General features: G+C 68.0%; 11 protein-coding genes. 1 reads left to right on the top strand and 10 read right to left on the bottom strand.

Annotated features, from left to right (window positions below):
• Position 1: 1 nt before the first annotated feature.
• From AC6LJ2_RS13465 to aptA, 9 genes are all read right to left on the bottom strand, one after another.
• Positions 2-1,477 carry a M81 family metallopeptidase gene (locus AC6LJ2_RS13465; RefSeq protein ID WP_498151554.1) on the bottom strand — a complete coding sequence of 492 codons (1,476 nt, stop codon included), beginning with the start codon at positions 1,475-1,477 and terminating at the stop codon, positions 2-4.
• Positions 1,478-1,554: 77 nt separating this feature from the next.
• Complete coding sequence (locus AC6LJ2_RS13460; protein ID WP_498151553.1) at positions 1,555-2,964, bottom strand: amidase; 1,410 nt, start codon at positions 2,962-2,964, stop codon at positions 1,555-1,557.
• A 26-nt stretch (positions 2,965-2,990) separates the two neighbouring features.
• Positions 2,991-4,679: an ABC transporter ATP-binding protein gene (locus AC6LJ2_RS13455; protein ID WP_263909590.1), complete on the bottom strand. Its 1,689-nt coding sequence runs from the start codon at positions 4,677-4,679 to the stop codon at positions 2,991-2,993.
• Positions 4,680-4,684: 5 nt separating this feature from the next.
• On the bottom strand, positions 4,685-5,590 hold the full coding sequence (locus AC6LJ2_RS13450) for an ABC transporter permease (protein ID WP_445657536.1): 906 nt from the start codon (positions 5,588-5,590) through the stop codon (positions 4,685-4,687).
• 9 nt (positions 5,591-5,599) lie between these two features.
• Positions 5,600-6,541 carry an ABC transporter permease gene (locus tag AC6LJ2_RS13445; RefSeq protein ID WP_263909595.1) on the bottom strand — a complete coding sequence of 314 codons (942 nt, stop codon included), beginning with the start codon at positions 6,539-6,541 and terminating at the stop codon, positions 5,600-5,602.
• A 53-nt stretch (positions 6,542-6,594) separates the two neighbouring features.
• Positions 6,595-8,160, bottom strand: a complete 1,566-nt coding sequence (locus AC6LJ2_RS13440; protein WP_263909597.1) for an ABC transporter substrate-binding protein — start codon at positions 8,158-8,160, stop codon at positions 6,595-6,597.
• Positions 8,161-8,243: 83 nt separating this feature from the next.
• Positions 8,244-9,749 (bottom strand): M81 family metallopeptidase, encoded by a 1,506-nt coding sequence (locus AC6LJ2_RS13435; protein WP_498151552.1) that lies wholly within the window; start codon positions 9,747-9,749, stop codon positions 8,244-8,246.
• Between the two features lie 76 nt (positions 9,750-9,825).
• Positions 9,826-11,319 (bottom strand): CoA-acylating methylmalonate-semialdehyde dehydrogenase, encoded by a 1,494-nt coding sequence (locus tag AC6LJ2_RS13430; protein ID WP_263909601.1) that lies wholly within the window; start codon positions 11,317-11,319, stop codon positions 9,826-9,828.
• A 148-nt stretch (positions 11,320-11,467) separates the two neighbouring features.
• Positions 11,468-12,793, bottom strand: coding sequence for an omega-aminotransferase AptA (gene aptA, locus AC6LJ2_RS13425; protein WP_263909603.1), 1,326 nt, complete (start codon positions 12,791-12,793; stop codon positions 11,468-11,470).
• A 168-nt stretch (positions 12,794-12,961) separates the two neighbouring features.
• Here aptA and AC6LJ2_RS13420 point away from each other — a divergent pair, with 168 nt between their 5' ends.
• Entirely contained in the window at positions 12,962-14,380 is a 1,419-nt protein-coding gene (locus AC6LJ2_RS13420; RefSeq protein WP_263909605.1) for an aminotransferase-like domain-containing protein, read from the top strand.
• A gap of 67 nt (positions 14,381-14,447) precedes the next feature.
• On the opposite strand, the gene AC6LJ2_RS13415 is transcribed toward AC6LJ2_RS13420, so the two are convergent.
• The gene (locus tag AC6LJ2_RS13415) at positions 14,448-14,933 is read right to left on the bottom strand and encodes a dihydrofolate reductase (protein WP_263909606.1); all 486 of its coding nucleotides are present in this window, start codon (positions 14,931-14,933) and stop codon (positions 14,448-14,450) included.
• Between the last annotated feature and the right edge of the window lie 58 nt (positions 14,934-14,991).

Here is a 14,991-nt window from a genome sequence, read left to right as displayed (position 1 = left end):
TTCAGAGCGGGTCGAGGGGGCAGATGGGGCGCCGCACGTGCTTGAATTCCAGCTGCCCATAATCGGACGTGGTGACGCCCACGCCGGTGCACTCGATCACGTCGGTCGCCATGTCGGAAAAGCCCGCCCGCCAGTGCACGCGGCTTTTCAGCACCACGTAGCGCTTTTGCAGCGGGTCGATGCCGGCCGACAGCAGGCAATTGATGTCGAAGGGTTCCTGGTGGCGCGAGACCACCACGATCTCGACCTGGCCGGTATCGATCACCACCGTCAGCCCGGTATCGTTGCGCACGCCGCGATACATCGGGCCGCGATTCAGGTAGACCCCGTCAAACACCAGCTTGACCCGTCCCGTGACCGTCAGCGGTTCGCTCGGTTGCTTGATGGCGGGCATGGCCACCTTGCCGCCCAGCGCCAGGGTGATCGGGTTGCCCACGCCGGCCGCGGCCGCCTCGCGCGCGGCCTGCGGGTCGCAGATCGCGTAGAACACGACGTTGTCCAGTTCCTGGCGCAGCACTTCGGCCAGCACGGCAGTGGTGTCCATGGTGCCGCCCGAACCGGTGTTGTCGAAGTGGTCCAGCAGCACCACCGGCCCGTGTTCGATGGCCTTGGCGCGGGTGATGGTGGGCACCAGCGGCTCAGGATGAAAGACCCATTTGGCGCGGTCGTTCCAGGCGCGGTCCAGCAGCTCGTCGCGGTATTGCTCGGCCTGGGCCAGGTTGCCGTCCGTACAGACCACGGCGCTCAGCCCGGCTTCGCGGATATCCGCGTGCGGGAAGCCCACGAATACCGAGGCGGCCAGCACGCCGCCGGCTTCGAGCTGCTTGCAGCGTTCCTGCAGCGATTTGTTGGGTTCGGCGTGCGTGCCCTGGCACATCACGTGCGGCAGCATGGGCTTGCTGGCCCAGGTCATGACCGGTTTGATTTCACCCTTGAGGGTGCGCACGATGACGTTGGCGGCGCGCACGCCCGCCTCGCGGATATCGACGTGCGGATAGGTATGAAAGCCGCTGATGACGGTGGCGTTGTCGACGATGTCGGCATAGATGTTGGCGTGCATGTCCAGCGTCACGGCCACGGGCGTCTTGGGGTCTATTTCGCGCAAGCGGCGCAGCAGGTCGCCTTCGGCGTCTTCCACGCCTTCGGCCACCATGGCGCCGTGCAAGTCCAGCAGGATGGCGTCGAAGCCGCCGCGCCGGACCTGGTCCAGCACCCGCTTGCACAGCGCTTCGTGGGTGTCGCTGCTGGCCGGCCCGCTGGGCCAGGATTCGGCCGCCACCGGCACCACGATCTCGGCGCCGACGCGCCGCGCCACCTCGATGTAACCGCCCAGGCCGCTATCGGTGTTTTCGTAGGCCCGGATGGCGCGCTCGCCTTCCAGGATGTCAGGGGCGCCGCGGAAGAACCGCGACAGCGGGGTCGGCACGGGCGAAAAGGTGTTCGTCTCGTGCTTGATCATTGCCAGAAGCCAACGCATGGGGTGTCCTGTGGGTTGCCAAAGGGGAAAGACCGGAAAGCAAAAGGGCCGGCGGGAAGGCCGGCCGACGGAAGGAATCAGGCCGCGCCGGGTGGCTGGGGCCACGGGTGCTGGGCCGGGCGCATGCGCTCCCAGGCGTGCGCCACGCGCAGCACGCCCAGATCGTCAAAGCGCGCGCCCGCGATCTGCAGGCCGATGGGCAGCCCGGCGCGGGTGTAGCCGCAATTGACGGACGCGGCCGGCTGCTCGCTCATGTTGTAGGGCAGGGTGTAGCCGATGTGGTGCATGGTGGTCGCCACGTCGTTGGTGGGCGCAGCCCACTCGGCGTTGTAGGCCACCACGGGCGCCACCGGCGACAGCACGTAGTCGTATGGGGCGCAGGCGGCCACAGTCCTGGCGCGTACGTTCAGGGTTTCGTAGTAGCTGCGGAACACGGCCTCGCCGGCCTGGCCGCCGCCGCTTTCGGCCCAGGTACGGATGAACGGCAGGATCTTGGCGCGACGCGTCTCAGGCAGCGCACCCAGGTCGATGGCCGAGCGCGTGCGCCAGAAGCGGTCGACGCCGTCCAGCATATCGGGCGTCATCCAGGGATTCATGGGCGTGACGATGGCGCCGGCGGCCTCGAACAGGCGGGCTGCCGCCTCGACGGCCTGGCGGATCTCCGGGTCCAGCGGCAGGCCGCAGCCGGCGTCCAGCAACAGGCCGATGCGCAGGCCGCGCACGTCCTGGGTCAGGTTGAGCCAGTCGAAATCCTGGAAGGGCAGGCTCATGTGGTCGCGCACGTCGGGCTGCGACAGCACGCCCATCATCAGCGCGGCATCGGTGATGGTGCGGGTCATGGGGCCGGCGCAGCGGCCCATGAACGGCGGGTCGATGGGGATGCGGCCCAGGCTGGGCTTGAGCGTGGCGATGCCGCACCAGGCGGCCGGCAGGCGCACCGAGCCGCCGATGTCGGTGCCGATATGCAACGGGCAGTAGCCGGCGGCGGCGGCCGCGCCTGCGCCAGCGCTGGAGCCGCCGGGGTTCTTGGTGACGTCCCAGGGGTTGCGCGTCAGCTCGTGAAAGCTCGACAGGCCCGAGGACAGCATGCCGTAGTCGGGCATGGTGGTCTTGCCCAGCACGACGGCGCCAGCCTCGCGCATGCGGGCCGCGGGCGGGGCGTCCGCCGTCGCGGGTGTCAGCTCCGTGGCAGCGGTGCCCAGCGGCACCGGCACGCCGCGGGTGGCAATGTTTTCCTTGATGGTGGCGGGCACCCCGTCCAGCGTGTAGCCGCCGCAGACCTGGGGTTCGCCCTTCATCCAGCGCGCTTCCGAGGCGCGGGCCTGGGTCAGGGCCTGCTCCGGGTCCAGTGCGTAAGTGGCGTGGATGTGCGGTTCCCAGCGCTCGATATGATCGAGCACCGAACGCGTGGCCTCGACGGGCGACAAGGTCTTGTTGCGATAGGCCGAGAGCAGTTCCTGGGCCGAGAGTTCGTGCGGTTGCGGCATGGCGGGTTCCAGTGGATGAGGGCGCGTCAGGCGGTGGCGGCAGGCGTCTGGCCGGCCGCGACGGGCCGGAAATTGCGGAAGTCCCAGTCGCGCCCGGGCGCCGCGTCGATCAGGGCGCGGGTGTATTCATGGCGGGGTTCGGTCAGCACGGTTTCGGCGCTGCCGGTCTCGACGACCTTGCCGCGCTGCATGACCATGATGGTGTCGCAGATCTGCGCGGCCACGCGCAGGTCATGGGTGATGAACAGCACGCCCACGCCGGTGCGCTGGCGCACCTGTTCAAGCAGTTCCAGCACCTGCGCCTGCACGGACACGTCCAGCGCGGACACGGCCTCGTCGGCCACCAGGATTTCCGGGTCCATCACCAGCGCGCGCGCGATGCAGATGCGCTGGCGCTGGCCGCCCGAGAACTGGTGCGGGTAGCGCCGCATCGCGTCGGGGCTCAGCCCGACCACGGTCAGGGTTTCGCCGGCACGCTTGAGGGCCTCTTCGCGCGGCATGCCGAAATTGAGCAGGCCTTCGATGATGGATTCGCCCACCGTGCGGCGCGGGTTCAGCGACCGGTAGGGGTCCTGGAACACGATCTGGATGCGGCGGCGCACCGGGCGCAGCGCGGCGCCGGACAGGGTGCTGAGGTCTTCGCCGCCCATCATCATGTGGCCGGCGGTGGGCTCGATCAGGCGCACGATGCAACGCGCCACGGTGGACTTGCCCGAGCCGGACTCGCCCACGATGCCCAGGATCTCGCCCTTGCGCAGCGTCAGGTTCACGTCCGTGGCGGCGATGACGTTCTGCGGCGCGCGGCGCGACAGCAGCGCGCGCTTGCCGCCGTAGGTGCGGCCCAGACCCTTGACGTGCAGCACCGGCTGGCCGGCGGGCGCGTCGCGCCGCGACGGCACCAGGCTGGGCACGGACGACACCAGGCGCCGCGTGTACGACTGCTTGGGCTCGGCCAGGATCTCGTGGCGCGTGCCGCTTTCGATCAGGTCACCGCGGTTCATCACCACGATGCGGTCGGCAATCTCGGCCACCACGCCGAAGTCGTGCGTGATGAACAGCACGGCGGTCTTGTGCTTGACCTGCAGTTCCTTGATGAGCAGCAGGATCTGCTTCTGCGTGGTGACGTCCAGCGCCGTGGTGGGTTCGTCGGCGATCAGCAGCTTGGGTTCGAGGATCAGCGCCATGGCGATCACGATGCGCTGGCGCTGGCCGCCCGACAGCTGGTGCGGGTAGGCGTCGAAAATGCGTTCGACGTCGGGCAGGTGCACCGAGCGGAACATCTCCAGCACCTTGGCGCGGCGCTCGGCGGCCGACATGCGGCGATGCAGGCGCAGCACTTCGTCGACCTGCTTGCCGACCGTGTGCACGGGGTTCAGGGCGGTCATGGGTTCCTGGAACACCATGGCCATGCGCGTGGCGCGCAGTTCGCGCAACCGGCGCGGCGTGGCGCTGGCGACGTCTTCGCCTTCGACGCGGATCGAGCCCGCGTTGATGCGCAGCACGCCCGGCGGCAACAGGCCCATGACGGCCAGCGAGGTGACGGATTTGCCCGAGCCGGATTCGCCGACCACGCAGACGGTTTCGCCGGCATGCACGTCCAGGCTCAGGTTGCGCACGACGCGGTTGCCTGCGCCGGCGACTTCCACCGACAGGTTGCGGATGGCCAGGACGGCGGACGAGGTATCGCCCGCGGGCGGAGTGGGAGAGTAGGTCATCGGCATCAGATCCTGCGCACCATTTTCGGGTCCAGCGCGTCGCGCAGCGCGTCGCCCAGGATGTTCACGCTGAGCACGGTCAGCGACAGGAACAGGCCCGGGAACAGGATCAGCCCCGGCAGCATGCGGAAGTACATGCGGCCTTCGGACATGATGTTGCCCCAGGAGGCGATTTCAGGCGGGATGCCCGCGCCCAGGAAGCTCAGGATGGCTTCGGTCAGCATGGCCGAGGCGAACACGTAGGTGCCCTGCACGGTCAGGGGCGCCACGGTGCTGGGCACCATGTGGCGCCACAGCAGCAGCGGCAGCGGCGTGCCCAGCGCCAGCGCGGCCTCGACATAGGGCTCGCCGCGCACGGTCAGGATCTGGCCCCGCACCAGCCTCACCACCCGCGGAATTTCCGGGATGGTGATGGCGATCAGCACGGTCATCAGGCTGGCGCCGGTGGCCGACACCAGGGCGATCGCCAGCAAGATGCCGGGAATCGCCATGATGGCGTCCATGGTGCGCATGATGAAGCCGTCCAGCGACCGGAACCAGCCCGCTATCACGCCGATGACCAGGCCGATGGCCACGCTGACGACGGCGGCGCCCAGGCCTGCGATGAGCGAGATGCGCGCACCGTAGGCCACCCGCGACCAGACGTCGCGGCCGAAGGCATCCGTGCCGAATAGATAGTCGGCAAAGGGCTGCTTCAAGCGCGCGCCGGGGTTGATCTGGGTGGGGTCCACGGTGCCCAGCAGCGGCGCGAACACGGCGATGGCCACGATGACGGCCAGCACCACCAGGGCCAGCATGACTGGCCAGCTGCGCAGCCCCTGGCGGATCTGGCGCCAGGCGGTGACGTGGGGATTGCCGCCTCCGGGGAGGTCGGCGGCCGCCTCTACGGCGGCGTCGGTTGGCGTGTGCATGGCGTGGCCTCAGTATCGGATACGGGGGTCGAACACCGTGTAGGCGCAATCGACAACCAGATTGATGAACACGTAGACGAACGCGAAGAACAGCGTCAGCCCCTGGATCACGGGGTAGTCGCGCGCCAGCACGGCCTCGACCACCAACCGGCCCAGGCCGGGAATGTTGAAGACCGATTCGGTCACGACCACGCCGCTGATCAACAGCGCGATGCCCAGGCCCACCACCGTGGCGATGGGCACGGCCGCGTTGCGCAGCGCATGCCCCAGCAGCACGCCGGTTTCGGTCAGGCCCTTGGAGCGCGCCGTGCGAATGAAGTCTTCACCCATGACCTCGATGACGCTGGTGCGCGTGATGCGCGCGATCAGGGCGATGTACACGGTGGACAGCGCCAGCGACGGCAGGATCAGCCGGTGCAGGAACGGCCAGAAGCCATTGGCCAGTGGCGAATAGCCCTGCACGTTGAACCAGCCCAGCTTGATGGCGAAGGTCCAGATCAGCAGGTAGCCGGTGACGAACACCGGCACCGAGAAGCCCAGCACCGAAAAGCCCATCACGGCGCGGTCCAGCAGCCGGCCCTGGCGCCAGGCCGCCAGCACGCCCAGCGGAATCGCCACGATCAGGGTGAAGATCAGGGTCAGCACCGCCAGGCTGAGCGACGGCTCGAGCCGTTGGCTGATGAGCTTGGTGACCGGCACGCCGGACATCAGCGAGGTACCCAGGTCGCCCTGCAACAGCCGGCCGCCCCAGATGAAGAATTGTTGGACCACCGGCTTGTCCAGGCCCATCGTCTGGCGTATCTGCTCGACACGTTCAGGCGTGGCGCCGTCGCCGGCCATGATGATGGCCGGATCGCCCGAGCCCGCACGCAATATCGCAAAGACCACCACCGCGACCATCACCAGTACGGGGATGGTCGCGAGGAGCCGGCGTGAAACGAATGCCAGCATGTAATTCCCCCAAAATCAGGGCCTGCCTGAGGGCAGGCCCTGGCTGCTGCCCTTCAAGGGGCTTTTTTCACATTCCAGAACGCGAACACCGGTGCATGCACCAGGCCGGACAACTTGGCCGAGTACACGGTGGGCACGGACATCTGGCCCAGCGGCACGTACAGGCCCTCGTCGATGCCGATGCGCTGCAGCTCGTCGGCGATCTTCTTCTGTTCGGCCGGGTCGGAGGTCAGCGCGAACTTGGTACGCAGTTCCTCGACCTGGGGGAAGTCAGGCCAGCCGAACCAGGCGTTGTCGCCATTGGCCGCGGCCGGGGCCGAGCGCACCGGGTCCATGACGTCGGTGGCATACCAGTTGGTGTTGTGGATGTTCCAGCCGCCTTCGGCCGGCGCTGCCTTCGAGGCGCGGCGGGTCGCCACGCTCTGCCAGTCCATCGCCGCCAGGTTGACGTTGAAGCCGGCCTTGCGCAGGGCCTGGGCCATGACCACCGGCTGGGCCGACAGCGTGCCCACGTCGGTGGCGTGCATCACCAGGATGGGGGTGTTGTCGTAGCCGGCTTCCTTCAGCAGGGCCTTGGCCTTCTCGATGTTCGAGGGCACCACGACGTCCTTGCCGATGTCGGTTTCCAGCGGCGTGCCGCAGCCCCACAGCGATGCGCAGGTTCGCCAGTACTTGGGATTGCCCACCAGCGCCTTCATCACGTCTTCCTGGCCGATGGCGTACATGGCGGCCTGGCGGATCTTCTTGTTGTTGAAGGGCGGGTACTTGAAGTTGAAGCGGTACATCGTGAAGTAGCCGACCGGGCTGAGCGATTCTTCCTTCAGGTCCTTGTTGCCTTCGATCATCGGCAACAGGTCATAGGGGAATTGCTCGACGAAGTCGATCTCGCCGCCCAACAGCGCATTGGCGGTGGTCAGGGCGTCGGGCATGACGTCCCATTCGACCTTGTCCACGTTCACGACCTTGCCGCCGGCCAACCCGCTGGCGGGTTCCTTGCGCGGCACGTAGTCGGTGTACTTGGCGTAGACGGTCTTCACGCCCGGCTTGAATTCGACGATCTTGAAGGGGCCCGAACCGGTCATGTCGGTGATGGGCTGGCCGATGGCGAGGTCGGCGATGCGCTTGGGCATCATGAAGGGCGCCGTGCCGGTGGGCTTGGACAGGGCGCGCAGCGCCAGGTCCGTCGGTTCTTTCATGACGATGCGGAAGCTGTTGTCGTCGATGACTTCGATCTTGTCCGTGAACTTGAGCAGGGTGCGGCCCATGCCGTCGCCCGCGGCCCAGCGCTTGATGGACGCCACGCAGTCTTCGGCCGTGACGGGCTTGCCGTCATGCCATTTCTGGCCCGGGCGCAGCGTCATGGTGTAGGTCTTGCCGTCGGCCGAGACGTCCCATTTTTCCAGCATCTGCGGCTGGATCTTGTTGTTGGCATCGGTGGCCAGCAACGTGTCGTAGATCATGTAGCCGTGCCACGTCGTGATGTACGCGGTGGTGGCGTGCGGGTCGGTCAGCCGCAAAGGCGAGTGCATCACCGATTTGATGACGGTCTCGGCGTAGGCGCCGTGGGCCATCAGCAGGGTGGCGCTGGCCAAAGCGGCCGCGCGGACAAACTTGAGCATGAAAATCCCCTTGATGCGTAGTGAGCGGCATGTTGAGCCGCTACGTCGTTAACGCGCCGCGCCAGGGGCGCGGCGTGCGAGGGTCAGGCTGTAGCGGGTCCGGCGAAGACCGGGCCGCAAGGCGCCATTCTGATGCCCGGACGCAACCGTGTCCATGGTTGTTTAGCCGCATCCATCAGCATCGAGCCCGGTGCGGCGCACACCAGGATCGTGTGCGCGATGGGCGTGAAATCAGCCCGGAAATGCGCCGAACTTTTCACCGCCAGGATCGCCGCGCGGCGCGGGTCCACCCCGGCGAAGCGGAACATTTCCTGGTCGGCCATCTGCACCTTGCTGGACGCCACCACGATGCGCACGCCGCCGATCCGCAGGCAGGCGCTGGGGCCGAGATCCATGTGGAAGCCGCGGTAGAACGCGCCGTGCGTATCGAAGCGCCCATCGGAAGTTTTCTCTACGATGAACTCGGCGTCCAGGGGTTCGTCATCAGGAATACCCGAATGTCCACCCAATGAAATTCGGACTGTCTTACCGACGCCTGCGCGGTGTGCGGCCAAGGCGGCCTCGGGGTCGACGATCAGGCCGATGGCGGCATCGCGAACGTCGTGGCGGATCAGGGCGCGCAACAGCCCCGTGGTGTCGGAACTGCCGCCGGCGCCGGGGTTGTCCTGCGCGTCGGCGATGACGATGGGCGCGTGGGCGTCGCGTGCCAGCCGCAGGGCCGTGGTCACCGCGTCGTCAGGGGTGTAGAGCGTGCCGCCGAAGTCGCGTTCGGCGTTGAGCACGGCGCGCGCCATTTCGTCGGCGGCCGCGTCGGCCTCGGCCTGCGTGGCTCCGTAGGCCCAGACCGCGGGCAGGCAATCCGGAAAATCCGCGGCCGGAAAACCGGTGGCGAACGACAGGCTCCGGGCGCCGCGGGCTTCGATGTCGCCCAGCCGCTGGTACAGGCTGCGCGACGGCTCGATGTCGGTGGACTGCCAGCACAGTGGAATCAGATAGGGCAACTGGCGCAGCGCGACGTGGCTGCGCGGCGTGCCCGCCAGGCGCTGCGCGAGCAGGGCGGCGGCGCGCTGGCCCGTCTCGGCCATGTCGATGTGCGGATAGGTGCGATAGCAGACCAGCGCGTCCGCATGCTGCACCATGGCCCGCGTGACGTTGGCATGCAGGTCCAGGCTGGCAACGACCGGCACGTCGGGGCCCACCAGCGCGCGCACGCGCTTGAGCAGTTCGCCCTCGCCGTCGTCCAGGTGCTCGGTGACCATCGCGCCGTGCAGGTCCAGGTAGACGCCGTCCAGCGGCATGGCCTGCGACAGCCCCTGCAGGATCAGCGCGCTGATGCATTCGAACGCATCTTCGGTGACCAGTCCGGAAGGGCTGGCCGCAGCCCAGGTGGCGGGCAGCAGCGTATGGCTGCCCATGGCCTCGATGAAGCCGGCCACCGGAATGTTGGCGCCGGCCACGGCCTGGAACATGGCCGGGCCGCTGACCAGCCTGGGCCAGCCGCCGCCCTTTTCGGCGAAGTCTTCCCACGTCGCGCGCGAGGGCGCGAACGTATTGGTTTCATGCTGAAAGCCGCCTATCCCGATACGCATCAGGATTCCCCTTGTTGTGTCTTTCGGCAAAGCCCCGGCCGCCGCGGCCGGGGCGGTGTGGACGCGTGTGGCGCGACTACTTGGCCACGGGCATGGTGAATTCCGCGCCCTTGGCGATGCTGTCCGGCCAACGCTGCATCACGCTCTTGTAGCGCGAGTAGAAGCGGATGCCTTCTTCGCCGTAGGCGTGGTGGTCGCCGAACAGCGACCGCTTCCAGCCGCCGAACGAATGCCAGGCCATGGGCACCGGGATCGGCACGTTGATGCCGACCATGCCGACCTTGATCTGGCGGGCGAAAGCGCGCGCCACGCCGCCGTCGGACGTGAAGCAGGCCACGCCGTTGCCGAATTCATGGGCGTTGATCAGTTCGACCGCCGAGGCGAAATCGGGCACGCGCACGATGCACAGCACCGGTCCGAAGATTTCTTCGCGGTAGATGTTCATGGCTGGCTTGACGTTGTCGAACAGCGTGCCGCCCAGGAAGAAGCCCTTTTCGTTGCCCGGCACCTTCAGGTCGCGGCCGTCGACCAGCATGTCGGCGCCGGCGGCGATACCGTCTTCGATGTAGCCGATCACCTTGTTGCGGTGCTGCGCGGTGACCAGCGGGCCCATTTCGGCGTCGCCGTTCATGCCGTCCTTGACCACCAGCGCCTTGACGCGCGGGATCAGGCGCTCGACCACCTTGTCGGCCACGTCGCCCACCGCCACGGCCACCGAGATGGCCATGCAGCGTTCGCCGGCCGAGCCATAGGCCGCACCCATCAGGGCGTCGGTGACCTGGTCCAGGTCGGCGTCGGGCATCACCACCAGGTGGTTCTTGGCGCCGCCCAGCGCCTGCACGCGCTTGCCGCGGCGGGTGCCTTCGGCGTAGATGTATTCGGCGATGGGGGTCGAGCCGACGAAGGACAGGGCCTCGACGTCAGGATGTGCAATCAGCGCGTCCACGGCCTGCTTGTCGCCATGCACCACGTTGAAGACGCCGGGGGGCAGGCCGGCTTCGGTCAGCAGTTCGGCCAGGCGCAGGGACGCCGACGGGTCGCGTTCGGACGGCTTGAGCACGAAGGTGTTGCCGCAGGCGATGGCCACGGGGAACATCCAGCACGGCACCATCATGGGAAAGTTGAACGGCGTGATGCCGGCCACCACGCCCAGCGCCTGGCGCATGCTCCAGTTGTCGATGCCGCCGCCGATCTGGTCCGAATACTGGCCTTTGAGCAGTTGCGGAATGCCGCAGGCGAATTCCACGATCTCGATGCCGCGCATGACTTCGCCCTTGGCATCCGAGAACACCTTGCCGTGCTCGCGGGTGATCAGTTCGGCCAGCTCGTCCTGATGCTTGTCCAGCAGCGCCTTGAAGTTGAACAGCACGCGCGAACGCTTGAGTGCGGGCGTTTCGGACCAGGCGGGAAAGGCGGCCTTGGCCGAGGCCACGGCCAGCGCCACTTCATCGGTGGACGCCAGCGGCACGGACGTGGTCACTTCGCCGGTGGCCGGGTTGAAGCCGTCGGCGTAGCGGTTGCTGCGGCCGTCGTAGTGCTGGCCGTTGATGTAGTGCGGAATCTTCTTCATGGGAAAGGCTCGGAACGGGTTCTTTGAAAATGCCGGAGGGCGGCCCAGGGCCGCCCGCGAGTGTGTCAGTGTGCGGCGGGCAGGCCCGCGCGCAGGTGGGGGACAACGCCCCGTCGGCGTCGCGTGGACGCGGCGGCGGGGCGCGGCGTCATGCGACTTCCTTGAGCGCCTTGCCGATCTGCTCGAAGATCTGGCCGATCTGGGCCTCTTCGATGATCAGCGGGGGCGAGACGGCGATGATGTCGCCGGTGTAGCGCACCATCAGGCCGCTGTCGAAGCATTTCTGGAACACTTCCGCGGCGCGTGCGCCCGGTGCGCCGGCGCGCGGCGCCAGTTCGATGCCGGATACCAGGCCCAGGTTGCGCACGTCGATGACGTGCGGCGCGCCTTTCAGGCTGTGGGCGGCCTGCTCGAACGCGCCGGACAGCTTGCGGGCACGGCTGAACAGGTCTTCGCGGCGGTAGATGTCCAGCGTTGCCAGGATGGCGGCGGCGGCCAGCGGGTGCGCCGAATAGGTATAGCCGTGGAAGAACTCGATGCCGCCGGCCGGTCCGTTGACGATGGCGTCGTGCACTTCGCGGCGCACGGCGACGGCGCCCGCGGGCACGGCGGCGTTGCTGACCCCCTTGGCCATGGCGATCAGGTCGGGCGTGACGCCGAAGAATTCGGATGCGGTGGCGGCGCCCAAACGGCCGTAGGCGGTGATGACTTCGTCAAAAATCAGCAGGATGCCATGCTTGGACGTAATTTCGCGCAGCTTTTCCAGGTAGCCCTTGGGCGGGATCAGCACGCCGGTGGAGCCGGCCATGGGCTCGACGATCACGGCGGCGATGGTGGACGCGTCGTGCAGCGCGATGATGCGTTCCAGCTCGTCGGCCAGATGGGCGCCCCAGGCGGGCTGCCCCTTGGAATAGGCGTTCTGCTCCAGGTTGTGGGTGTGGGGCAGGTGGTCCACGGCGGGCAGCAGCGCGCCGGAGAAAGTCTTGCGGTTGGTCGAGATGCCGCCGACCGAGATGCCGCCAAAGCCCACGCCGTGATAGCCGCGCTCGCGGCCGATCAGGCGGGTGCGTTGGCCGTCGCCGCGGGCGCGGTGGTAGGCCAGCGCGATCTTCAGCGCCGTGTCGACGGACTCGGAACCCGAGTTGGTGAAGAAGACGCGGTCCAGGCCCTGCGGCATGAAGCTGGCCACGGCGGTGGCGGCTTCGAAGGCCAGCGGATGGCCCAGCTGGAAGCCCGGCGCATAGTCCATGATGCCGGCCTGGCGGGAAATCGCGTCGACGATTTCCTGGCGGCCGTGGCCGGCGTTCACGCACCACAGGCCGGCCGTGCCGTCCAGGATCTGGCGACCGTCGGCCGACGTGTAGTACATGCCTTTCGCTGCCGCCAGCATGCGGGGATGCGCCTTGAACTGTTTATTGGCGGTAAAGGGCATCCAGAGATGGGACAGGTCGGGCAACTCGGCGGGGGCGTTCATGGCGGCTCCAGGGGGTGACAGGCCCGGCGTTGCCTGCGTCGCGTGCAGGCAGCCGGCGGATGCGAATGATTCTGGTGCGTCCCGCGCGGATTGAAAATATACAATCCGCGCAAAGCGGGCTAACTGTATAGTTGCAAGCATGACAACTGTACAGTTAACGTTTCTGCCGTGATTGATTTCCAGCCCGTGCGCGCCCGCGGCCAGGCCCCCACGCTGGTGGACCAGCTGGTGGCGGCCATCCTGCAAGCCATCGAGGCCCAACTGCTGCGTCCGGGTATGTCCCTACCCTCGGTGCGCGAGTTCGCGCGCCAGCACGCGGTCAGCACCTTCACCGTGGCCAGCGCCTACAGCCGCCTGGTGTCGCTGGGCTGGCTGGCCGCACGCCCGGGCGCCGGCTACCGGGTGGCCCAGCCGGACGCGCCCGCCCGCCGGGGCGAGCCGCAATCCTGGGAGCCGCCCCGCCTGAACGCGAGCTGGCTGCTGTCGGACATCTTCGCGGACCACTCCATTCCCATCAAGTCGGGCTGCGGCTGGCTGCCGGGCGAGTGGCTGAATGAAGAAGGGCTGCACGTGGCGCTGCGCCACATGGGCCGGGTGCCGGCCATGCGCATCGCCCACTACGGCCATCCCTACGGCTACGCGCCGCTGCGTGAAACCATCGCCGCCACGCTCAGCGCGCAGGGCATGGAGGTCGAGGTATCCCAGGTGCTCTTGACTCAGGGCGTGACCCACGGGCTGGACATGGTGATCCGCACCCTGCTGCGGCCGGGCGACACCGTACTGGTCGAGCAACCCGCCTACGCCAACCTGTTGCAGATGCTGCGCCTGGCCGGGCTGCGGGTGGTGCCGGTGGCGCGCACCCTGGACGGCCTGGATTGCGACGCCCTGGAGCGCGCGGCCACGCAGCACCGGCCGCGGGCGCTGTTCGTCAACACCGCGCTGCAGAATCCGTCCGGGGCCAGCATCAGCATGGCCAACGCCTTTCGCATCCTGCAACTGGCCGAACGCCATGGGCTGTGGGTGGTGGAAGACGACATCTCGCGCGAGCTGGCGCCGGGCGTCACGCCCATGCTGGCGGCGCTGGACGGCGGGCGCCGGGTGGTCTACCTGGGCGGCTATTCGAAGGTCATCAGCCCGTCCGTGCGGGTGGGCTACGTGGTGGCGCATCGCGACCTGACCCGCGACATCGCTCGCACCAAGATGGCGGTGGGCCTGACCTCGCCCGAAATCATGGAGCGCATCGTCCACCAGGTCATCCGCGAAGGCCGTTACCGGGCGCACATCGAGCGCACCCGCGAACGCCTGGCCCAGGCGCACGCCAACGTGGCCGGACAGATGGCGCAGCATGGCTTCGAGGTCTATGCGCGGCCCCAGGCCGGCCTGTTCCTGTGGGCGAAGGTGGCCGGGCAGTGGCGCGAACGCGGCGCCAATGGCCTGGCCGAGTCGGCCCTGAAAGACGGCATCTGGCTGGCGCCGGGGTCGTATTTCGAGGCCGACGAGGCCGATACGCCCTGGGTGCGCTTCAACGTGGCCTATTCCGAAGCGCCGGCGCTATGGCGCTTCATGCGCAACGCCGGCGCCGCCTAGCGGATGCCGACGCCGCCTGGAGGATGCCGGCGGATCCCCGGCCAGGCCGCGCGCAGGCTGGCGCGGGTCAGGCCCGTTCGTACGTGACGAAATCGTAGTCGTAGCCGTTTTCGGCCGGCTGCGCTTCGCGCGCCGTTTCCTTCCATTGGAAGCCCGGCAGCAGCGGGAAGAAGGCGTCGCCCTCGACCTCGGCATGGACTTCCGTGGCCAGGATGCGGCGGGCCAGCGGCAGCGCCTGCGTATAGATCTGCGCGCCGCCAATCACGAAGGCGTCGGCGCTGTCGCCGCAGGCGGCGATGGCCGCTTCCAGTGACGGCACGAGCGTGGCGCCGGCGGCGCTGAAATCCGGATTGCGGCTGACGACGATGTTGGTGCGCCCGGGCAGGGGGCGGCCCAGCGATTCCCAGGTCTTGCGCCCCATGATGATGGGGTGCCCCAGCGTGCTGCGCTTGAAATGTGCCAGGTCGCCCGGCAATTTCCAGGGCAGGGCGTTGTCGCGCCCGATGGCGCGGTTGGTGGAATAGGCGACGATCAGGGTAAGGCTGGCGGACATGCGGTCGGGAAGCTCGGGGAGGTCGGCCGGCAGGGCCGGCGGGAAGGCCCCAAGCGTA

It is taken from the genome of Achromobacter sp. 1014246743 (assembly GCF_059760725.1).
The sequence above is the reverse complement of the archived record's forward strand: the minus strand, read 5'-3'. Positions and strand labels throughout refer to the sequence as shown.